This window comes from Eubacterium sp. AM05-23, from assembly GCF_003477535.1.
GTDB lineage: Bacteria > Bacillota > Clostridia > Eubacteriales > Eubacteriaceae > Eubacterium > Eubacterium maltosivorans.
On record NZ_QUDF01000004.1, the window covers coordinates 88,182 to 107,561 of the forward strand.

Annotated in this window: 25 protein-coding genes; 21 read left to right on the plus strand and 4 right to left on the minus strand. The window is 44.5% G+C overall.

The genetic code is table 11. The annotated features are described in order from the left end of the window. Positions 1 to 3: 3 nt before the first annotated feature. The 14 genes from DW091_RS06235 (at position 4) to DW091_RS06290 (ending at position 11,597) form a co-directional block, all read left to right on the plus strand. Positions 4 to 4,329 carry a phage tail spike protein gene (locus DW091_RS06235; RefSeq protein WP_118517676.1) on the plus strand — a complete coding sequence of 1,442 codons (4,326 nt, stop codon included), beginning with the start codon at positions 4 to 6 and terminating at the stop codon, positions 4,327 to 4,329. Between the two features lie 19 nt (positions 4,330 to 4,348). After that, on the plus strand, positions 4,349 to 4,609 hold the full coding sequence (locus DW091_RS06240; protein WP_118517677.1) for a hypothetical protein: 261 nt from the start codon (positions 4,349 to 4,351) through the stop codon (positions 4,607 to 4,609). Then, positions 4,609 to 4,950 carry a hypothetical protein gene (locus tag DW091_RS06245; RefSeq protein WP_118517678.1) on the plus strand — a complete coding sequence of 114 codons (342 nt, stop codon included), beginning with the start codon at positions 4,609 to 4,611 and terminating at the stop codon, positions 4,948 to 4,950. The genes DW091_RS06240 and DW091_RS06245 overlap by 1 nt, the downstream gene beginning before the upstream one ends. Positions 4,951 to 4,981: 31 nt before the next feature. Further along, on the plus strand, positions 4,982 to 5,308 hold the full coding sequence (locus DW091_RS06250; protein ID WP_118517679.1) for a hypothetical protein: 327 nt from the start codon (positions 4,982 to 4,984) through the stop codon (positions 5,306 to 5,308). After that, positions 5,298 to 5,567, plus strand: a complete 270-nt coding sequence (locus DW091_RS06255) for a phage holin (RefSeq protein WP_118517680.1) — start codon at positions 5,298 to 5,300, stop codon at positions 5,565 to 5,567. The genes DW091_RS06250 and DW091_RS06255 overlap by 11 nt, the downstream gene beginning before the upstream one ends. 18 nt (positions 5,568 to 5,585) lie before the next feature. After that, positions 5,586 to 6,596 (plus strand): peptidoglycan-binding protein, encoded by a 1,011-nt coding sequence (locus DW091_RS06260; protein WP_118517681.1) that lies wholly within the window; start codon positions 5,586 to 5,588, stop codon positions 6,594 to 6,596. Positions 6,597 to 6,815: 219 nt separating this feature from the next. Next, positions 6,816 to 7,274, plus strand: a complete 459-nt coding sequence (locus tag DW091_RS06265) for a type II toxin-antitoxin system antitoxin SocA domain-containing protein (protein ID WP_199678138.1) — start codon at positions 6,816 to 6,818, stop codon at positions 7,272 to 7,274. 2 nt (positions 7,275 to 7,276) lie between these two features. Continuing rightward, complete coding sequence (locus tag DW091_RS06270) at positions 7,277 to 7,708, plus strand: hypothetical protein (protein WP_118517682.1); 432 nt, start codon at positions 7,277 to 7,279, stop codon at positions 7,706 to 7,708. Positions 7,709 to 8,011: 303 nt separating this feature from the next. After that, positions 8,012 to 8,986, plus strand: coding sequence for a choloylglycine hydrolase (gene bsh / locus DW091_RS06275; protein ID WP_118517683.1), 975 nt, complete (start codon positions 8,012 to 8,014; stop codon positions 8,984 to 8,986). Positions 8,987 to 9,157: 171 nt separating this feature from the next. After that, positions 9,158 to 9,457, plus strand: coding sequence for a hypothetical protein (locus DW091_RS06280; RefSeq protein ID WP_118517684.1), 300 nt, complete (start codon positions 9,158 to 9,160; stop codon positions 9,455 to 9,457). Between the two features lie 14 nt (positions 9,458 to 9,471). Next, positions 9,472 to 9,630, plus strand: coding sequence for a hypothetical protein (locus tag DW091_RS20295; RefSeq protein ID WP_187368459.1), 159 nt, complete (start codon positions 9,472 to 9,474; stop codon positions 9,628 to 9,630). Between the two features lie 435 nt (positions 9,631 to 10,065). Beyond that, positions 10,066 to 10,686 carry a lysozyme family protein gene (locus DW091_RS06285; protein ID WP_279219877.1) on the plus strand — a complete coding sequence of 207 codons (621 nt, stop codon included), beginning with the start codon at positions 10,066 to 10,068 and terminating at the stop codon, positions 10,684 to 10,686. A gap of 39 nt (positions 10,687 to 10,725) precedes the next feature. After that, complete coding sequence (locus DW091_RS20085) at positions 10,726 to 10,881, plus strand: hypothetical protein (protein ID WP_158501363.1); 156 nt, start codon at positions 10,726 to 10,728, stop codon at positions 10,879 to 10,881. A gap of 197 nt (positions 10,882 to 11,078) precedes the next feature. Continuing rightward, positions 11,079 to 11,597: a GNAT family N-acetyltransferase gene (locus DW091_RS06290; RefSeq protein WP_118517685.1), complete on the plus strand. Its 519-nt coding sequence runs from the start codon at positions 11,079 to 11,081 to the stop codon at positions 11,595 to 11,597. Here the strand turns inward: DW091_RS06290 and DW091_RS06295 are convergent. Continuing rightward, the gene (locus DW091_RS06295; protein ID WP_207665235.1) at positions 11,592 to 11,801 is read right to left on the minus strand and encodes a KTSC domain-containing protein; all 210 of its coding nucleotides are present in this window, start codon (positions 11,799 to 11,801) and stop codon (positions 11,592 to 11,594) included. The genes DW091_RS06290 and DW091_RS06295 overlap by 6 nt on opposite strands. Before the next feature lie 79 nt (positions 11,802 to 11,880). Further along, complete coding sequence (locus tag DW091_RS06300; RefSeq protein ID WP_013379637.1) at positions 11,881 to 12,048, minus strand: YjzC family protein; 168 nt, start codon at positions 12,046 to 12,048, stop codon at positions 11,881 to 11,883. A gap of 537 nt (positions 12,049 to 12,585) precedes the next feature. On the opposite strand from DW091_RS06300, the gene DW091_RS06305 reads away from it, so the two are divergent. Further along, a complete protein-coding gene (locus DW091_RS06305; protein ID WP_074618209.1) occupies positions 12,586 to 13,779 on the plus strand; it encodes a CaiB/BaiF CoA-transferase family protein in 1,194 nt (397 codons plus the stop codon). Positions 13,780 to 13,930: 151 nt separating this feature from the next. On the opposite strand, the gene DW091_RS06310 is transcribed toward DW091_RS06305, so the two are convergent. Further along, positions 13,931 to 14,221: a hypothetical protein gene (locus DW091_RS06310; protein WP_058695195.1), complete on the minus strand. Its 291-nt coding sequence runs from the start codon at positions 14,219 to 14,221 to the stop codon at positions 13,931 to 13,933. 175 nt (positions 14,222 to 14,396) lie between these two features. Here DW091_RS06310 and DW091_RS06315 point away from each other — a divergent pair, with 175 nt between their 5' ends. The 5 genes from DW091_RS06315 (at position 14,397) to DW091_RS06335 (ending at position 18,098) form a co-directional block, all read left to right on the plus strand. Then, positions 14,397 to 14,576 (plus strand): hypothetical protein, encoded by a 180-nt coding sequence (locus DW091_RS06315; protein ID WP_013379641.1) that lies wholly within the window; start codon positions 14,397 to 14,399, stop codon positions 14,574 to 14,576. Positions 14,577 to 14,725: 149 nt separating this feature from the next. Further along, complete coding sequence (locus DW091_RS06320; RefSeq protein ID WP_074618210.1) at positions 14,726 to 16,198, plus strand: alpha-amylase; 1,473 nt, start codon at positions 14,726 to 14,728, stop codon at positions 16,196 to 16,198. A 39-nt stretch (positions 16,199 to 16,237) separates the two neighbouring features. Beyond that, entirely contained in the window at positions 16,238 to 17,146 is a 909-nt protein-coding gene (locus DW091_RS06325; RefSeq protein ID WP_158577847.1) for a CorA family divalent cation transporter, read from the plus strand. Between the two features lie 76 nt (positions 17,147 to 17,222). Then, complete coding sequence (mscL, locus tag DW091_RS06330; RefSeq protein WP_058695192.1) at positions 17,223 to 17,675, plus strand: large conductance mechanosensitive channel protein MscL; 453 nt, start codon at positions 17,223 to 17,225, stop codon at positions 17,673 to 17,675. Between the two features lie 75 nt (positions 17,676 to 17,750). Beyond that, on the plus strand, positions 17,751 to 18,098 hold the full coding sequence (locus tag DW091_RS06335) for a DsrE family protein (RefSeq protein ID WP_118517687.1): 348 nt from the start codon (positions 17,751 to 17,753) through the stop codon (positions 18,096 to 18,098). A gap of 91 nt (positions 18,099 to 18,189) precedes the next feature. Here the strand turns inward: DW091_RS06335 and DW091_RS06340 are convergent, their stop codons facing one another. Further along, a complete protein-coding gene (locus DW091_RS06340) occupies positions 18,190 to 18,549 on the minus strand; it encodes a hypothetical protein (RefSeq protein ID WP_118517688.1) in 360 nt (119 codons plus the stop codon). Between the two features lie 254 nt (positions 18,550 to 18,803). Between DW091_RS06340 and DW091_RS06345 the strand changes: the two genes are divergently transcribed. Next, positions 18,804 to 19,364: a TetR/AcrR family transcriptional regulator gene (locus tag DW091_RS06345; protein ID WP_058695189.1), complete on the plus strand. Its 561-nt coding sequence runs from the start codon at positions 18,804 to 18,806 to the stop codon at positions 19,362 to 19,364. The last annotated feature ends 16 nt before the right edge of the window (positions 19,365 to 19,380 follow it).

A 19,380-nucleotide genomic window follows, 5' to 3' on the forward strand; every position in this document is an offset into this window, starting at 1 on the left:
GTTATGTTAATCAGTATTCACGATAAGACCTTACAGCGCGTTGCTTTTATTGATAACGAGAAGCCGGGGACACTTCACTTTTTTGATGATGTCTGGCACCGCTATCTGACGGAAGCCACCAGCACCTTTGATTTTTCGGTTCCGAAAACAGGCAATGCGGCGCACAGGTACTTAACGGAAAAGAACTATGTCTCCTTTCAATACGAAGGACAGGACTACCTGTTTAATATCATGCGGACAGAGGAAACAGAGGACGATTTAGCCTGTTATTGTGAAAATCTGAATCTCGAGCTGCTCAACGAAATGTCTCCAGCGTTTAAATCGGATGGTGCTAAACCCTTTGTTTGGTATTTTAACAACAGCGATATTGTTGGCGGGCAGAATTTCAGTGACCTGGTTTTGGGGATCAATGAAGTTTCGGATTACAGCCGTTCCCTTGAATGGGAAGGGACCGATACAAAACTGGCCAGACTTTTGTCGCTGGTGAATAAATTTGACGCGGAATGCGAATTTGTCACAGAGCTGAACCGCGATGGCACCCTGAACCGTATTGTATTAAATATCTATAAAAAGCATGACGACACCCATCAAGGGGTAGGCACTCGGCGCCAGGATGTCACTTTGTATTATGGAAAAGAAATCGATGGTATCCGCCGGACCGTGGATAAGACAGGGTTGTACAACGCCATCTATCCGCAGGGAAAAGACGGCCTGAGCATCACGGGGATTGAAAAGACCGAATATGACGCGGATGGCCGGGTTTTATATTACACACACAGCGGCCAGCCTTATATCTACGCCCCTCAAACAGCCGAAGAATACCCAGCGCAGATATCCTCAAAGGATGATCCCTGGATTCTATACCGATGGGAATACGAGACAGACAATGTCAATACGCTGTATGGCCAGGCGCTGGCAAAACTCAAAGAAATCAGTGTCCCGGCAGTCACTTACGAGGTGGAAGGCAGCCTCATACTGGAAATTGGCGATACCGTTAAAATCCATGATGACAAGTTTGTGCCAACACTGCTTTTGGAGGCACGGGTCAGTGAGCAGGAGGTTTCTTTTTCCGACCCAACAAAAAATAAAAACGTCTTTTCCAATTTCAAGGCTTTGGAAAATAAGCTGTCTGCCGACATAACCGGACGCTTAGACGCTTTAATACAAGCGGCAATGCCCTACGCTGCGGAAATCTTAAGCAATAACGGCACGGTCTTTCGAAACGGCGAGGGTGAGACGACCCTGACCGCACGTGTGCTAAAAGGCAATGTGGATGTAACAGCCGCTGTTGAAGTAACCTGGGTTCGGGCAGATGCACCCCAGACGGCGGTCGCCGCCCCTTCAATTACAATCACCGCGACAGACGTCATTGGCAAAGCCGTGTATAAGCTTGCGGCCAAAAATAAAGAAGGCAGCACGCTCACAACCGCCGAAGTGACCATCACACATGTCCTTGACGGAACGGGGGGCGAGCAGGGTGTTTCCGCAACTGCGATTGAAGAACAGTTCTACTTGTCAACATCAGATGCCATGCCAGCCGGCGGAAGTTGGCAGGCGGTATGCCCAGCTTGGGAGCCTGGAAAATACATCTGGAGCCGGTACAAATGCAGTTGGTCCGATGATCGAATAACCTACACAACACCGACGTTGGCCACAGGTCTCAACACAGCCAACACAACCGCCAGTTCGGCCAATAGCACAGCGAATGACGCGAAAGATACCGCGGATATAGCGCTTGGCGAAGCTTCCGCAGCGGTAGCACGAGTTGGTGATTTAGAAGCTGAAAATGTGACGATCACAAATAAGCTGACTGTGACGGAAGCAGATATTAAAAAACTAAAAGCAGACGTGGCAGAGATTGGAGACCTTTCTGCGGTAACAGCGGACATTGAAAACTTAAAAGCCGATGTCGCAGAAATCGACACGGCTCTTATTGGCAAAGCAGACATCGACCTTGCCAACATCAAGAATGGCTGTATTACCACGGCGATGATCGGCACAGGTGTTATTGGTACGACACAAATTGCAGACGGTAGTATTACCGATGCGAAAATCGTTGGGTTGACAGCCAACAAGATTACCGCCGGGCGGCTGGACGCTGCCCAGATCGAGGTTGTGAACCTCAACGCGGCCAATATTACCGTTGGTACCATCAACGGGGTACAGATCGCACCTGGGGCCATCACAGGAGATAAATTAGCACAGCAGGTCAATGACCAGATCACAGGCGCAGCCAATGCGGCACAGCAGGCCCAAACCACCGCTGATGGAAAAAACAAGATTTACTATCAGAACACCCAGCCCGGATTAACCGGAAATAAAAAGGGTGACACCTGGTTTGATACCGGAAACGGCTACAAGGCTTATGTCTGGGACGGGACAAAATGGTCTGCCAGTCCTTTTGGTTCAGGCGCTCTGTCGGATGCCGTAAACAGCAGTATCACGACGGCAGGCAGCAACGCCAGTACCGCCTTAGCCAATGCGGCGGCCGCTAAAACCGCAGCCGATCAGGCCACGAAGGATGCGCAGGCAGCACAGAGCAATGCCAGCGCGGCAAAGACAGCCGCAGACCAGGCCACCAAAGACCTGGAAGCTGCTGAAAAAAATCTGGCAGCGGTTACGGGCAGAGTGGATGCCACAGAGGAAGAAATCGCAGCTGCACAGGAAGCGGTCACAACAGCTCAAAACAAGGCTAATGCAGCAGCTCAGGCAGCAGCCGCAGCCCAGAGCACAGCGGATACCGCAAAGCAGAACGCGGCGACCGCCCAGACAAAAGCCGACAGCGCCTATACGCTTGCGGATCAGGCTAAAAAGGCAGCGGCCACCGCCCAGACCAGCGCGGACGGCAAAAATACCGTCTTCTACCAGACCGCACAGCCGCCGACAACGGGGCGAAAAACCGGGGACACCTGGTTTGACACCGACGATGGAAACAGGATTTACCGTTGGGATGGCAGCAAGTGGGCAGCAGCGCAGCTTGGCACAAACGCCATTGCGAATGCCACCATTACGAATGCATTAATTGCGAACTTAGACGCGGGCAAGATCACAACGGGCACCTTAGCGGCGGCAAGAATCAGCGCCGAAAGCATAACAGCCGAAAAACTGGCGGCGGGATCGGTCATTGCTGGCAAGCTCGCAGCCAACGCGGTGACAGCTTCGACCATTGCCACAGGCGCGATCAATGCAGACAAACTGGCAGCTAACTCGGTTATCGCTGGCAAAATTGCCGCCAATGCGGTGACAGCAGGGACCATTGCCGCAGGTTCCATCAATGCGGACAAACTGGCGGCAGGCGCAGTGACAGCGGATAAGTTGGCGGTGGGTGCTGTCACGGCCGATAAGATTGTCGCCGATGCCATCACGACAGCCAAGATCGCAGCAAAAGCAGTGACGGCCAATGAAATAGCGGCAAATACGATCACCGCAGCCCAAATCGCGGCCAACGCCATCACGGCGACACAGCTGGCAGCTGGCGCAGTGACCGCAGCCAAGATAGCAGCCGGACAGATCACCGCGGACAAAATTGCCGCAGGGGCCATCACCGCCGATAAATTCTATGGAACGGCCATCACATCAAAGAACTATGTTGCTAATAGCGCCGGAATGAAAATCAATTTGGCGAACGGAACCATCGACACCAAGAATTTCAAGGTGGACAGCGCCGGAAATGTCGCAATGACCGGGACGCTGACCATGCAGGGCACACAGACATTAAAAATATGCAATAACTCAGCGGTTGAGATCGCGTCGTTGAAGTACGAAAGCATTAACTGGAATGGGAAAACATTTGATTCTGCCAAATTGTATGGCAAAACAAATGTTGATCTGGCAGTAGGAAGCACATCCAATAATGTAGAGTGTCAAGTTCGGATGATGGCAGGGGCTTATGCACCAATCGCATGTGGGCAAAGGAGTAACGGACAAACATGGGTATCCTTAACCGGATCAGGAGGCGTTATTGGAATAGACCCGCTCAATAGTCCAGCCACATATGCAACGGGCTGCACCATCACCCAACCGTTAACAGGTCTCAACGGATTTGCAAAAGTCGGTGATAATGGATTCGAAGTTACCAGGAATGCCCTTGGTAATTTTTATGTTTTGACCTGCGTATGTGCAGGAAAATTTTCAGGTGCAACGAATGTTCCTTTTGCTCGAATACCGGCTGGCTTTCGGCCTAAAAGAAACTTCTCCTTTGTTGTTATGGATGCGTCTCGAAAGGTAGGAATGGAAGTCTCGATCAGCGCAGCAACAGGGGATATCGCAGTGTTTCGACCGTCTTTTACCGGAGATGCCTATCTATATTTTACAATTACATATTATTAATAATTAGGAGGAATTTATTATGTTAAAGAACAAAACAGAAACAAGATCAATTAATGCTTACGGATATGTTGGAGAAAAACAGGTTTGTATTTTTAGTGCCACGATCGACAGCCAATCTCCAGAGAATATGGATGTGACTCGTTCGATTATCGACCGAGCTGCTTATAAAGAAAACAGAACCCAGATGATGAAAGATCAGACTGCTTTTGAAGACGCTGTTTACGCGCTTCAAGATGAAATGATTGCTGCGAACAAAGTAACAGAAAGTGAGGCAAAATAATGAATACTGTCAAAATGACCAACCAGGAAATCATTAACCACATCAACCAAATCGGCGAGATTATCGACGTGCGTTTGCCCGCAAAGGCTTCATATGCGCTGAATAAAAATAGAAAGATTTTTATTAAAGAATACGACTGCTATTATGAAGAGTTTTCAAAACTCCAGGAAGAATACCCAGAGGGCGGCGATGCTTATCAGAAAGAACTCATTGATCTGTTGAGCATTGAAAATGATGTACCGATCCACACAGTGCCAGAGGTTATTTTGGAAACCGCCACCCATGACTTAAGTCTGGAAGTCTTCCAGGCCCTTGAATTTATGCTGGAAGAAGAAATGTAGGTCAGAAGAGAAAAGGAGGTCCACACATTGGATGGATTATTTTAGATTGCTTGTCGAAATTGTCGGCGGGCTTACTGCAATCTGGATATTTACAAAGCCGATCCGCAAAATGGTTAGGGAACAGACGAAACGCATCGAGCTCATGGAGGAGGGAATACAAAGCATTTTGCATGACCGGATCTATCAGGCCTGCCATTTTTTTATCTCCAGAGGATGGGTGTGTATATCAGATTTAAAGAATTTGGAACATCTTTACGAACCCTACCGGGAGATGGGCGGCAATGGAACGGCTAAAGAACTGTATGAACGTGTGTTAGATTTAGAAATTAGAGAGGATGTAATAAAAAATGAACATTAACTGGAAAATAAGATTAAAGAGTTTACCATTCTGGGCCGGCATGTTGTCGGCTTTGGTTGTTTTTGGACAGAGCATCGCGCCGCTGTTTGGGTTAACTATCGACTTTGGCCCGATTCAGGACGCTGTGAACGCGATCTTAATGCTTTTAGTGGCTTGGGGTGTATTGGTAGACCCCACCACGCCAAAGACAACGGACAGCGACGTTACTATGGCAAAAACGAGCATTCAGGAAACAGCTCAGGACGTTTTGAAAAAATAATAATGGAGGTAAAAAGTAATGGCAAGTATCTTTTTAGCAATTGGACATGGTGTGTCCAGTAACGGAAACTGGGATTCTGGGTGCGTCGATGGCAATTATACCGAGGCCGGTTTAATGCAGCCGATCGTCGGCGCTGCCATTGACGTTTTGAGGCAATACGGCGCCGACGTGCACACCGACTACCCGGAAAACGACATGAATATTTCCGCGTGTGTGGACTATGCGAACCGACATGGCCTGGATTTGTACGTTTCTTTGCATTGCGACTGGAACGAGGCACCGTCTGGAACCTTCCCGATTGTGCATCCGAACAGCGACAGCGGCTATCGGCTGGCACAGTGTATCAACGCCTCTGTGATGCTTAGGATGGGCATTGGCACCCGCGGTATCTTAAAGCGAGACGACTGGGAAGTGGCGGATACGGATATGACCGCCTGTATTTTCGAAACCGGCTCGATTCGAGCAGATATTAACACGTTATTGAACGCGAGTGCCTACGGACAGGCCGTGGCTTATGGGATTCTAGATTATCTCGGCATCGCTTACGACGGGAACGCTCCGGCGCCAAGCCCCGAACCAACGTCGACACCAGGCCCGCAGCCAGGCAGCGACAACCCTTATGGTTTTACCTCCATTTTTAGCGGCAGCTACTACCTCTCTTATGGTGACGGCCCAGATGAAAACATTCGCCAGTTCCAGCGGGACTGCAATTTCTGTGGCTACTGGGGAGAAACGGGCCCATTAACCGAAGACGCGCTTTACGGATCAGAGAGCCAATACGCTTGTGAGTGTATTCAGCGGTTCCATGGCTTAACCATCGATGGTGAGTACGGGATTAAGACGGACCTTGCGCTCATGACCGAGATCGCACGGATTCAGGAGGCGCTAAAACGTCATGGCTATGACGTCGCCATTGACGGTGGTGCGGGACCGGTTACCATTGCTGCGCTGAAAGACTTCCAGGCGAAAAATGGACTGGAAGCGGATGGAATCTGCGGTGACCAAACCAGAGCGGCTTTGGGGATTTAATTCTCGTGTATTCAGGCCGTCCTTCGGGGCGGCTTTTTTTGTTTTTTGAAAAGATTAAGGCGTGCAAAAATAGCGGAAACCACTTTTTACAATTTATCTATAGCCTTTTTGGTTTAAATCTTCTATAATGTGGATATACACGTTATTGATTACAATACGTGTTTGACGTTACGTATAATGTTTTTTCGTTTGGTAACGTGACTAAAGGAGGATGAATCAATGGAAAAGGTAAAAATGTCTGCAAAAGATGTAGCCAAATGGTTTTTGGCTTACAATCGTGAGATGATGAACGAGGGTGATGCAGAATACATTTCAAATTTGAAGTTGCAAAAGTTACTGTACTATGCCCAAGGGTGTTTTTTGGCACTAAGAGATCAGGCGCTTTTTGATGATCCTATTGTAGCTTGGAAGCATGGCCCTGTTGTTGAAAATGTGTATCATCTATACAAAGAGAATGGCGCAAACGGAATTGTTTTTGATGAAAAATTCGATTTTTCAAAAATCGATGATGATGTTGAAACAATTTTGGAAGAGGTCTATGATGTTTTCGGACAATATTCAGCATGGAAATTAAGAAATATGACTCACAATGAAACACCATGGAAGTCAACAAACCAAAATAGTATAATTCCGAATGAAACAATTAAGGATTATTTTTTAAAAGAGTACGTTGATTAAAAATGAGCATTCGAAATCCAGGTAAGAAAAATAGAGTCAGTGGGAAATCGAAAGTTACGCTGTCGGAAAAGCAATGTGACCAATATCCTGCAATATCATATAGATATATGACTACTAATAAGCAATATAGTTTAAAAGATAAGTGCGAACCTATCGCGTTAGCGCATGCATTACATAAAAGACTTTTAGAAATAACGCAAAAATCGTGGCTTTTTTGGTCTCAACAAGATAAAAATTATGGTTTTGAAACACTAGAATTCTCAAGGATTAAGATTAAACCAAGTGGGTACGAGCTAACTGGAGACGAAAAAATATTTATTTTTAGATTTAATTCTTCCAATTGTAGAATATTAGGGTTTAGAAAAGATAGTTGCCCTACATTATATATTATTGGATTTGATTTGAAATTTTCAGCATATAACCATGGAAGTTGATTTTCAACAGACCTGCCCGAGCCAAAACGGCCTATCGGGGGACATCCCTTGCTTTGGCGAGGGATTTTTTTATATTTTAACTTGATTGATATTTTTTCAACTGCTATACTATAAAGGTGAGAGCAATTTGGGGTACGCCGCAGAGCAGGGTTTCTGACGTTTTTTTGCGGCAGCTCTCACTTTAAACTCTCGGTCTTTGGATCGGGAGTTTTTTTGCTTTTTTAAAAAAAATTTATGTGCGATTAGGGCAGTAAAATTCTGGGTATTGTATATTTGGAATCTATATAAACCGGAGGTGCTAAAATGTGTACGGCAGCGACATACACAGCAAAAGATCATTATTTTGGTCGTAATCTTGATTTGGAATTTTCCTATAATGAAACGGTAACAGTAACACCGCGAAATTATCCGTTTCAGTTCAGAAAGGTAAAAGCGCTGGAATCTCATTATGCTATGATTGGTATGGCCTTCGTTGTGGATAATTATCCTTTGTATTATGATGCCACAAACGAAAAGGGACTAAGCATGGCAGGACTGAATTTTCCAGAAAATGCGGACTATAAACAAGAAACAGAGGGAAAAGATAACGTAACCCCATTCGAGTTTATTCCCTGGATTTTAGGGCAGTGCTCGACCATTGAAGAGGTAAAAGAACTTCTAGGTAGAATCAATCTTATCAATATCAATTTTAGTGAAAAATTACCTCTTTCACCCCTGCACTGGATGATATCAGACCGGAATGAATCGATAACTGTGGAATCCGTAAAAGAAGGACTGAAAATATATGACAATCCTGTAGGAATTTTAACCAATAACCCAACTTTTGATATTCAGATGTTCAACCTAAATAATTATGTAAATGTCACCAGAGAAGTGCCCGAAAATCGTTTTTCAAATGCAATAGCTTTAGATATTTATAGCCGCGGCATGGGAGGTATTGGAATTCCTGGAGACCTTTCTTCTTCCTCACGCTTTGTAAAAGCGGTATTTACTAAACTAAATTCCGTCTCTGGAACTTCAGAATCCGAGAGCATCAGCCAATTTTTTCACATCCTCGGCTCTGTGAATCAGGAACGCGGATGTGTTCGTTTAGCTGAAGATACGTATGAAATAACTATTTATAGCTCGTGTTGCAATATTGATAAGGGAGTTTATTACTATAAAACTTACGAAAACAGCCAAATAACAGGCGTAGACATGCATAACGAAAACCTCAACAGCCAGAACCTTGTCTCTTATCCATTAATCAAAGAGCAACAGATAAAAATACAAAACTAAAAAACGTATTAGCATAAATTTTTATGGTATTTTTTAGCCCCTGGTTGAATTGGGGGCTTTTATTGTTTGGGTGTTTTATTATACTAAAAATTGAAGGAATTTAACTCGCTTGTCTTTTTGAAACGTTCGTTCTATAATTTAGACACAAACGTTCTTTAATGAGGTGGTTTTATGCGACATAAGTACAATAACGTAAGAGTCGACCTGCTAAAGATGTGCACCAAGTACATTCCAAAAGCTTTCTACGCCGATGGGAAGCAATACGAGATTAAAGAGATTGTGGAAGTAAAGAAAGGATTTATTCGCTGCGGATCGCCTGGACTTCGATATCTTCTAATAACCGACAAGAAAAACGCGGAGCTACTTTTCGACAACCGAACAAAGCAATGGACGGCTATTATTTTCGATCCGCAGAGCAAGGAAAAGGAATCGCAGGAAGAGATATTAAACGATCTAAAATATTTAAATTAAAACGGGGGATAGAGATGAAAATTGCACAAGAATATAAAGGCTATTACCTGGATGTGTTTTACAAGGATGGGGTTGTAAATGGCATCATCCAGCAGACGCAGGAACAGCTTCAAGGGTTAACGGTTGAAGAAGTTGTACGGGAGTTTAAGAAGAGGGTTAATTTGATTGATTAGTGTAAAAGAAAATATTAGACATTTTATAGTGTCTTTTAGTGTTTTTATATGCTATACTGTATATGCACAAAATTTGAATAATTATGTTGCCCCCTTTTTTGCCCCCTATAGAATTATAATAGAGATCACCAAAAAACAAACAATCACATTATATTGTGCTTTCTTAAAATTGGTAACACTATATAACGTAAAAAACCACCAATAAAAGTAAATACTGCGAATCCCGTCTTCCGCTCCAGTATAGTAAAAAAGATGCCTGAAACCCAGTGTCTGATTGGGGGACGGGCTTTTTTATTTGTACCCGGTGCCTGGGGATAAATGGTTCAGCACAATTTTATTAAATTTACATTTAATAGAGGGCTTAAATTAATTCTTATATAAGATTTAAAGATTAGAATAGTGTCTGAACATTATTTTGAAAGGGACTTTAAATTTATGAAGAAAAGAAGGCGTTCCAGAAAGAAAAAACGGTTCAGGCCGCTTATCTGGGGAATCGTGGTGATCACAGGGATCCTTCTTCTTAACTGCAGCTTTATGGCTGGAAGGGGAAATAAAAACAATGACAAATCTCAGGAAGAGGGACTTTCGTCAGCGGTTGTTGAGTACAGACCAGTGGTCGCGCAGTACGCTGCCGAGTATGGGATAGAAGAATACACGGATTATCTGCTGGCGGTCATGCAGGTAGAATCCGGAGGCAACCATGAGGATGTAATGCAGTCCAGCGAATCACTGGGGCTGCCGCCGAACAGCCTGGAGACAGAAGAGTCCATCAACCAGGGATGCCGCTATTTTGCAAAGCTGTTGAGACTTGCTGCGGAAAAGGGCTGTGATTTTAACACCGTCGTGCAGGCCTACAATTTCGGTGACGAATTTCTGGACTTTATCGCGGAAAACGGAGGTATCTACACCATAGAGCTGGCAGAGGAATACGCCAGACAGAAATCCGGCGGCGAAGAAGTGACCTATTTAAACCCCATCGCCCTGAAAGCAAACGGGGGCTGGCGCTATAAATACGGAAATATGTTCTATGTTCATCTTGTTTACCAGTATGTCTGAGATAGGCCAGAACAGGATTTTTAGATAAAAGGAGAAAGAATGAAAATAACACCGGAAGAAAAGCGACGCAATCTGGATATTTTTTACGTGGACGGGCTGATTGATAATATTCTCGAGGAAATGCTGAAAGAAGTCGATAAGCTGACGCCAGAAGAGAGCGTTCATTTTAAAAAGAAGAAAAATATAATTATTTAGATTTCAGATATGATTAAAATATGCTGACAGGGGTATAATTAGTTTTGAACACACATACCTCTTACTTAAATTAATAAAACTTACTCCCCCAACTTTTCCTTTTTTAAAATCCCCAGCTCCTTGCGAACCGGGGATTTTTCTGTTGTTAAAAAATGGAATTTAGATTATAATATAGTGCTGGAAATTTAAAAGAGGAGGTGTACAGAATAGAGGATCTAACCATTGTGCAGGCTGAGAAGAAGGACGTAGAGGCGCTCTTAAAATATCGCGATGCAATCGGCGCTGAGAGCGACAATTTAACCTTTGGCAGAGAAGGCTCTGGCATGACACTGGAAGCCCAGGAGGCTTTTATCCAAAAAACAAGAAAAGACGAGGGATCAGTCATATATGTTGGAAAAATTAATGATGAAATCGTGGCTCTGGGCTCGATTACAGCCTATAATAAACCGCGTATCCGCCATCGGGGAGAGCTGGGTTTGACGGTTCGGAAACCGTACTGGAACCAGGGAATTGCTACAAAAATGATGCAGGCCCTAATGGATTTTGCAAAGGAGAGCACAAGCTGTGAGATCGTTGAGCTGGAGGTCCGGTTAGATAATAAGACTGCTGTCCACCTTTATGAGAAGTTTGGTTTTAGAACCATCGGTGTCTATGAAAAATTCTTTAAAATCGGAGAACAATACGCCCCAGCCAATTTGATGACCTGCTGTCTATAGGCTGTAGGCGATCTTTTTGCGGGGATACTGCCCACGGATGTACCTTCCGTAATATTTGCCGACAGATTCCGCGGCCAGCATGCCCTGGTAATGACGGAAAGGGACATTAAAATATTCGTATAGATTACCGTTTTTAAACTGGATATACAGATTCCCATTGTGGTACCCGATGGAATCGACCAGGGTAGAGCTGACAAAATGCATTGACATAGAATTCACGCCCTTTTTGCTCATTATAACATGCGAGTATAGAAAAAGCCACTGACAGGCAGTGGCTTGAAAATTATTGCTTTTTCCATTTATGGCCGGCTTCCTGAGTAGGGGGAAGGCGGTCGCCCTTGGCGATTGTGACGACACGGCCGTTTTTAATTTCACCGCCGCGTGGGCCTACTTCCTTATAGGTACCTGGTGCCTGATTGTCTGTACCAGGATTTACGAGTTCTGACATCATAGAAATCACTCCTTTCAAGATTAAAGGTGTTTGTATTTTGTATAGAACAAATATATCCAAAGGGCATAATGAATAACACTCTTAGCAACCATTCAGCAAGATGCCAATAAACTTTTAAGAAAAATCGGCTTTATTTAGAATATGAGAGAGTAAAGATGAAAATAAGTTGCTTTGTTCTTTTAATTCTCTAAAGCGATGAGCGAAAAAGAATAAAAAAAGGCAAAAATTTACTCTTTTGGAATGTTGAAACAAATATAGCAAAAAATAGTGGCCTATTTTACGGTCGCCAGCCTCTTTTTCTGTCAAGATTTTAGCAGTAAACAGAGGCAAAATACATTGAAACTTTAGCATTAAAAGAATAAAATAATGAGGAATTCCAAAGAGCTTTTGTCTTTAAACGCAAAAGCGACTGAAAAGAATTGAACAATTCTTTTCCCCTCATTTTTTGTCTCCGGTCCGCCGGAGGCATTTTTGTTTTTTTGCATAATGGCAGTCATTCTGTTAAAATGAAGCTAAAAAATGGGAGGGAATTATACAATGACCGATAAAAGAGAAGAAGGTGCTCTGGAGGGATTGAAAATACTGGATTTTTCAACCCTTTTGCCGGGTCCTTTCGCTACAACCATGCTGGCAGACCTGGGGGCAGAGGTACTGAAAATAAGCGGGCCGGGCAAGCCGGATATTGTATTGGACTATCCGCCTTTTATTGAGGGGACCACTGTATCGGCGAACCAGACTTGGCTTGGGCGCAATAAAAAGACCATGCTGCTGAATTTGAAAAAGCCCGGAGCCGTAGAAGTCGTCAAAAAGCTGATCATGGAATACGATATTGTGATGGAGCAGTTCAGACCTGGGGTTATGGAGAAACTGGGGCTGGGCTATGAAGCCCTTGCCGAGATCAACCCGCGCCTGATCTACTGCTCCTTAACTGGCTATGGACAGACAGGGCCTCTGAGCCATAGGGCTGGACATGATATTAATTACCTGGCAAGAAGCGGAAACATGGCCCAGGCCGGACGTGCAGAAACAGGACCAGTCCTGACCAATATGCAGGTTGCGGATGTGGCGGTTGGCTCGATGAATTCAGTCATTGGAATTTTGGCAGCGGTCCAGTACCGGAATCGGACGGGGAAAGGACAGCGTGTGGATATTGCCATGCTGGACGGCCTTATTCCCTTTAATGGTATGGACGGCACTGCCTTTCTGGCAGCTGGAAAAGTTCCGAAGCGGGAAGGCGAGCGCCTGAATGGGGGCTGTATATATGATTTTTATGAGACAAAAGATGGGCAATACCTGAGTGTTGGCGCTCTTGAGCCAAAATTCTGGGCAGAGTTTTGCCATTGCATCGGGCGTGAGGATTTGATCGAGGGATCGGTGTGGCCAGAGGACGTAAAGGCAGTCAAGGAGGTCATAAGGGGGATTCTCAAGGAAAAAACAAGAGATGAGTGGATGGCTGTTTTTGACGGCCGCGATGTGTGTGTGGAGCCAGTGCTCTCAGTACAGGAGGCTCTGTTGGAGGACGTGCATATTCGCGCGCGTGAAATGGTGGTAGAGGTAGAGCTGCCGCTGTCGGATGGTAAGAAGGTCCCCCAGTACGGCACTGCAGTCAAGCTGTCCGAAAGCCCCGCCCAATACCGGTTCGGCGGTTATCCGGTCGGTTATCACACCGAAGCAGTGCTGAAAGCATTGGGCTGCTCAGATGACGCGATCGAAAGCTTAACTTCTATATAATTTAACAAGCTTTTAACTGGTGCTCTGGTCAGAAAGCAGCTATAATAAAGCAGACACCAGAAAACTTTTCATTTCTCTCTGGGGCTTCCGCTTTTTTGGTGGGAGCTTCTTTTTGTATTAAAAAAAGCCTGGTAATCCAGGCATAAGGTAATTAGAAAAGACGTCCACCGCCGAATATAAAAAACAGCAGACTGGCAAATTTAAAAACAACCACCATAAGACCAATGGTCCGTCCGGTTTTGGCATTATCGTTTTTCGGGTCCGCCGCCAGTTCTTTTTTCCCCATAAAAAAGGCCACAGCGCCGCAGACGATAATCAGACCACTTAAAACAAGCGAAACAGGGTTAGTGTTGTTTTTAAAGGTCAGCAGAATATTAAGCGCCCACAGAATAATGGCTATTACACCAAAGGTATAGCCTCTCTTACCAAATTGAAAGCCCATATTTTTCTCCTTTTCTTTTGTTAGTTGAACGTTTTGGCTCAGTGCTATTATACTTGTTCAAATAAAAAAATACAACATTGAACCATTGATTTTCTCCTTTTCTGAAATTTAGGGAGAAGTGTTATTTTCACCATGTCTTTGGGTAAAAACTAGATAACACTAAAAGGAGGTATTTATGATGGAAAAGGATACAAGCGCATTTTTAAAAGATAAAAGAGGTGCCGCCTTGACAGCCGACAACACAGGTAAGTGCGGTGAGTATATCTACGAGGAAACCATTTGCTCCGCCGAATTTCCGCAGGGATGTATTGATTCGGAATCACCGAAGCCCGATGCAGCGGCGGATGTTGAATAAACACGATTAAGCAAATCCGGGCACGTCTGAGGGCGTGTCTTTTATTTTATTAAAATGTGGCGTCGTTTTCATTGTGGTTTAATGTTTTTATAATCTCTGCATGATATAATAAAAGCTCAAACCTATAATCGTTATGAGAAGGTGATAAAATGAATAACGGAACAATGATGCAGTATTTTGAATGGTACCTCCCGGCGGATAAGCTGTTATGGAAGCGTTGTGCCGCTCAGGCGGGAAATCTGAAAAAAGCTGGAATCACTGCTGTATGGCTGCCGCCTGCCTATAAGGGAGCGGATGGTATTTACGATGTGGGCTATGCGGTTTACGATACATACGACCTTGGAGAATTTGATCAAAAGGGGGATGTTGCCACCAAATACGGCACCCGCGAAGAGTACCTGATGGCTATTGACGCCTTTCACAATGAGGGAATTCAGGTTTTAGCCGATATTGTATTAAACCACCGGATTGGCGCGGATGAATGTGAGGAAACAGAAGCGATCCAGAGTAAGGAAACAGACCGTAACGAGCAAATCGGTGAAAAGAGCGTTATCACAGCCTGGACCAGGTTTACCTTTCCGGGAAGAGATGGAAAATACTCGGATTTCACCTGGAACTGGCGTTATTTTGACGGAACAGACTGGGATAATAAAAGCAACAGCGGCGGTATTTACCGGTTCCATGACAAGGGCTGGGACAGCGAGGTCGATCCGGAAAACGGCAATTATGACTACCTGATGGGCGCAGATGTTGATATGACCAACCGCGAGGTGGTCGAGGAGCTGAAGCGGTGGGGAAAATGGTACCTCGAAACCGCCAATATGGACGGTTTCCGTCTAGATGCGGTCAAGCATATTCGTTTTGAGTTTTTTGATGAATGGCTCTCCTATCTCAGAGAGGCAAGCGGCAGGGAGCTTTTTTCAGTGGGCGAATACTGGAGTGCGGAGGTCGAAACGCTGGAGCATTATTTTAAGGTCTGCAACTGGAGCATGTCGCTCTTTGACGTGCCTCTGCATTTTAAATTTCATCAGGCCTCCTGTGAGGGACAGGCCTTTGATATGGGCAGTCTTCTGGAAAACACGCTGGTCACCACTTTTCCGGATAAAGCGGTAACCTTTGTGGATAACCACGATACCCAGCCAGGACAGTCTCTGGAGTCCTGGGTTCAGGAATGGTTTAAGCCCCAGGCCTACGCGGTGATCCTGCTGCGGGAAGGCGGTTATCCCTGTATTTTTTATGGGGATTATTACGGCATGCCCCACGATAACCTGCCGGCAGTCATTGGATTGGAAATGCTTTTGAGGGTCCGGAGCCTTTACGCCTACGGACAACAGCACGATTATTTTGACGATGCGAATATTGTGGGATGGACAAGAGAAGGGGACGTCGAGCATCCGGATTCTGGTATTGGAGTTTTACTCTCCAACGGACCGGAAGGTGAAAAGCGTATGTATCTTGGAGCCACCTTTGCAGGTCAGTCTTTCAGAGACTGTACCCGCCATTTTTCGGAGCCGGTTGTCATAGATGCAGAGGGCTACGGCGTTTTCAGGGTTTCGCAGGCCTCGCTGTCCGTTTGGGTTAACGAGCGGGCCTACGGAGTGCTGATGATTAATCTCCCATAAAATACAGGATTAGGAATGGATTGTGAAATGTTATATTTGATGGAAAAATCGGGAATTCACCGTGCAGAGGAAAAAACGGCGCTGGAGCCGGATAAGAAATATATTGGTGTCTACACATATGAGGAGGCCAGCGGGCAGGGGGATAAATTTGGACTTCATGCCGGGTTTTTAAATCGGACGCTGTCCAATGACTCGATTCGCTTTGAAAGCTACGACCATCTGGATATGCTCTGCATTGCCGTGGTCGATCTGGCGGTAATGAAGCTGGATGTCCCCACAATGCATCTGTTTATCCAGGAAAACGCTTTTTTGATTGTCTGTGAGGATATGGCATTTGTCAGCAGAATTCTTGAGCAGATTTCAGTGTACGATAAGCTCGAGGTGAGTTTCGGACGGCTGCTGTTTTATCTTTTTGATAAGCTCCTGGAGGACGATAACAGTTACCTGGATAAATTTGAAGAGAAAATTATGGTGCTTGAGAAAAAGATCATCAATGACAAAAGAAATAAAAACTATGTGAATAATATTATCGGCTACAGAAAAAAATTGGTACTGCTGAAAAGATATTATGAACAGGTCAATGTTGTTTTTAAGTATATTGATTTAAATGAAAATAAGCTTTTTGATCATCAGTCTTTAAAACTGCTGCGAATTTTGTCGGGGAAAGTGGACCGCCTTTATAACAACGTGCTCTCGCTCATCGAATATGTGACTCAGATACGGGAGGCTTATCAGGCCGAGGTCGACATAAACCTCAATACAACAATGAAACTATTTACGGTTATCACCACCATCTTTTTTCCGCTCAGCCTGATTGCAGGCTGGTATGGTATGAATTTTAATATGCCGGAGTATCAGAGCCTTTACGGCTACCCTATGGTTATTATTCTGAGCGCCGGAGTGATCATTGCCTCAGTTATCTATTTTAAGCGGAACCACTGGTTTTAAAAAGTTGACAAAAAATGTTGTTTTTTTCTGTAAGTTGGATATATTTATTAAAATAACTTAGGGAAGGATTGTATCGATGAAAAATTTACTCAAAGAATTCAAAGAGTTTGCGCTCAGAGGCAATGTGATGGAACTGGCTGTCGCGGTGATTATGGGCGCAGCCTTTCAGGGAATTATCAGCTCATTGACCGGGGACATTATTTCGCCAGTTCTTGGCCTTTTTGGCGGTGTTGATTTCAGTAATCTTGCAATTAATATTGGTGATGCCAGTATCCGGTATGGCGCCTTTGTAACAGCGGTTATTAATTTCATTATCATGGCCTTCGTCATTTTTTTAATGGTCAAGGGCATGAACAAGCTGGCAGGCCTCAGAAAAACAAAGGACAGCGAGGTGGATGAAGAAAAAACAAAAACCTGTCCTTACTGCTATACTGAAATACCCGAAAAAGCAGTGCGCTGCCCAAATTGCACCACAGTTTTGGTTAAACGGAAAAAGCAAGCGGCAGCAGAAATCCAAAAGGAAGATTAAAGCTTATGCGGGACCAGATAGGCAAGGGATGATTCGGGTATAATTAAGAAAAACCATTAAAGGAAGTGTTTTAAAATGAAAATACTGTTTCATGTTGATGATACAGACCGGTTAAGCATGGCGGCAACCAATGCTGCCAATGCCGTTAAGTATATTCAGGATAACAAGCTTACCCTTGAGGCCGAGATTGTGGTGAACGGCGAAGCTGTGGCCGGGTTGGTTCGCAGGCGTATTGATGAGCCGCTATACCAAAGCCTGCAAAAGCTGGCAGACGGAAAGGTGTGCATTGCTGCCTGTCAAAACGCGTTGAAGGCTCATCAGCTTTCAAAAGAAGACCTGTGCGATTTCGTTACTGTTGTCCCCGCAGGGGTCATTGAGTTAGCCCAGAAGCAGGAAGAGGGCTATGCTTATATTAAGCCTTGACAAAAAATCGTCATGTAAAAAAGCTAGCGCTGTGTTCTAGGCGGTAGCTTTTTTATTACTTAAGAGGTCTTAGAATATGGGCTCAAATGGCTTAATGGGTTTGCTGGTCCTTGAGTTTGTCGGCGGCCGCATCTGTCTTATCCTTGGCTGCATCGGCGGTCTCGTCAGTCTTATGCTTTAGCCTGTCAATCGTTTCATCAGCTTTGGTTTTTGCTTTAGAAGCCATTTCTTCAGAGTTGCTCTGAACCTTTTTTCTGGACTCCTCAACCGAGTCTTTGGCCTTATCGGCCGCTTCATTCAGCTTATCCACCATATTTTCAGCCGCTTCATTTATTTTATTGGCAGCCTTTTCCACACTTTCGTTCACCTTATCGACCGCTTTCTTTGCTTTCTGGCTGGCTTTATTGTTTATTTCCTGTGTTCTTTCTTTTAATTCATCAAGATTTTTCATTATGAGTGCTCCTTTCTGTCAGAATATTCTTAAATTTTGTTAATATTCTATATACCCGCATTGTGAGCTTTAAACAGAAAAGCAATATAGGGTCAGTTTAATTAAAGCAGCGATAGTGGGCTTTGGCAGAGGCGCTGCAGATGCTGGATTATTTATAAAATATTAAATTAAAATAATTCCGCTTTAAAAGATTGACAAACTTGCAAAAAAGATTTAATATTATAAAATGAACAACGTTCATTTTGGAGGAAACAATGAATACAAACGTAACGTCCAGGGAAGCGCTGGTGACGGCTGCCCGGGAAATCGCGCTGGCAGAAAGCCTATCTAAAATCAGTATACGGCGGATTGCCACTGTATGCGGCATCTCTGTCGGAGCAATATATAATTACTTTCCGACCAAAAGTGAGCTGATGATTGCAGTTATTGAAGACTTTTGGCGGTCCGCCTTTCATGGCGTGGGAGACGATTTATTTAAAGAAAAGAATTTTTGCCTTTTTATAAAAGGCGTCTATGAGCGTCTGTATTGCAATGTGCAGGAAGTTTATGAAAGCTGGCTGGAAGAAATTACCAGGCTTGATCTGGGCCAGAGCGGTAAGGAGCAGGAAGCACGGCATTTTGAGCATATCAAAAAAGGGCTGCTGAAGGTTCTGGAGAACGACGATGCCATAAGACAGGACGTCTGGAATGATCAGTTCACAAAAACAGGGCTCATTGATTTTGTTTTTGACAATTTACTGCTCCTTATGGGAAAAAGGGAAAAGGAATGCTGCTTTTTAACCCAGATGCTGGAGCAGGTGCTCTATCGCGAATAAAGAAAGGATCAATCAA

Coding starts and splice junctions, on each gene's coding strand:
- DW091_RS06235 (WP_118517676.1), top strand. CDS start 4: ATGTTAATCAGTATTCACGATAAGACCTTACAGCGCGTTGCTTTTATT.
- DW091_RS06240 (WP_118517677.1), top strand. CDS start 4,349: ATGTTAAAGAACAAAACAGAAACAAGATCAATTAATGCTTACGGATAT.
- DW091_RS06245 (WP_118517678.1), top strand. CDS start 4,609: ATGAATACTGTCAAAATGACCAACCAGGAAATCATTAACCACATCAAC.
- DW091_RS06250 (WP_118517679.1), top strand. CDS start 4,982: ATGGATTATTTTAGATTGCTTGTCGAAATTGTCGGCGGGCTTACTGCA.
- DW091_RS06255 (WP_118517680.1), top strand. CDS start 5,298: ATGAACATTAACTGGAAAATAAGATTAAAGAGTTTACCATTCTGGGCC.
- DW091_RS06260 (WP_118517681.1), top strand. CDS start 5,586: ATGGCAAGTATCTTTTTAGCAATTGGACATGGTGTGTCCAGTAACGGA.
- DW091_RS06265 (WP_199678138.1), top strand. CDS start 6,816: ATGGAAAAGGTAAAAATGTCTGCAAAAGATGTAGCCAAATGGTTTTTG.
- DW091_RS06270 (WP_118517682.1), top strand. CDS start 7,277: ATGAGCATTCGAAATCCAGGTAAGAAAAATAGAGTCAGTGGGAAATCG.
- bsh (WP_118517683.1), top strand. CDS start 8,012: ATGTGTACGGCAGCGACATACACAGCAAAAGATCATTATTTTGGTCGT.
- DW091_RS06280 (WP_118517684.1), top strand. CDS start 9,158: ATGCGACATAAGTACAATAACGTAAGAGTCGACCTGCTAAAGATGTGC.
- DW091_RS20295 (WP_187368459.1), top strand. CDS start 9,472: ATGAAAATTGCACAAGAATATAAAGGCTATTACCTGGATGTGTTTTAC.
- DW091_RS06285 (WP_279219877.1), top strand. CDS start 10,066: ATGAAGAAAAGAAGGCGTTCCAGAAAGAAAAAACGGTTCAGGCCGCTT.
- DW091_RS20085 (WP_158501363.1), top strand. CDS start 10,726: ATGAAAATAACACCGGAAGAAAAGCGACGCAATCTGGATATTTTTTAC.
- DW091_RS06295 (WP_207665235.1), bottom strand. CDS start 11,801: ATGCATTTTGTCAGCTCTACCCTGGTCGATTCCATCGGGTACCACAAT.
- DW091_RS06300 (WP_013379637.1), bottom strand. CDS start 12,048: ATGATGTCAGAACTCGTAAATCCTGGTACAGACAATCAGGCACCAGGT.
- DW091_RS06305 (WP_074618209.1), top strand. CDS start 12,586: ATGACCGATAAAAGAGAAGAAGGTGCTCTGGAGGGATTGAAAATACTG.
- DW091_RS06310 (WP_058695195.1), bottom strand. CDS start 14,221: ATGGGCTTTCAATTTGGTAAGAGAGGCTATACCTTTGGTGTAATAGCC.
- DW091_RS06315 (WP_013379641.1), top strand. CDS start 14,397: ATGATGGAAAAGGATACAAGCGCATTTTTAAAAGATAAAAGAGGTGCC.
- DW091_RS06320 (WP_074618210.1), top strand. CDS start 14,726: ATGAATAACGGAACAATGATGCAGTATTTTGAATGGTACCTCCCGGCG.
- DW091_RS06325 (WP_158577847.1), top strand. CDS start 16,238: ATGGAAAAATCGGGAATTCACCGTGCAGAGGAAAAAACGGCGCTGGAG.
- mscL (WP_058695192.1), top strand. CDS start 17,223: ATGAAAAATTTACTCAAAGAATTCAAAGAGTTTGCGCTCAGAGGCAAT.
- DW091_RS06335 (WP_118517687.1), top strand. CDS start 17,751: ATGAAAATACTGTTTCATGTTGATGATACAGACCGGTTAAGCATGGCG.
- DW091_RS06340 (WP_118517688.1), bottom strand. CDS start 18,549: ATGAAAAATCTTGATGAATTAAAAGAAAGAACACAGGAAATAAACAAT.
- DW091_RS06345 (WP_058695189.1), top strand. CDS start 18,804: ATGAATACAAACGTAACGTCCAGGGAAGCGCTGGTGACGGCTGCCCGG.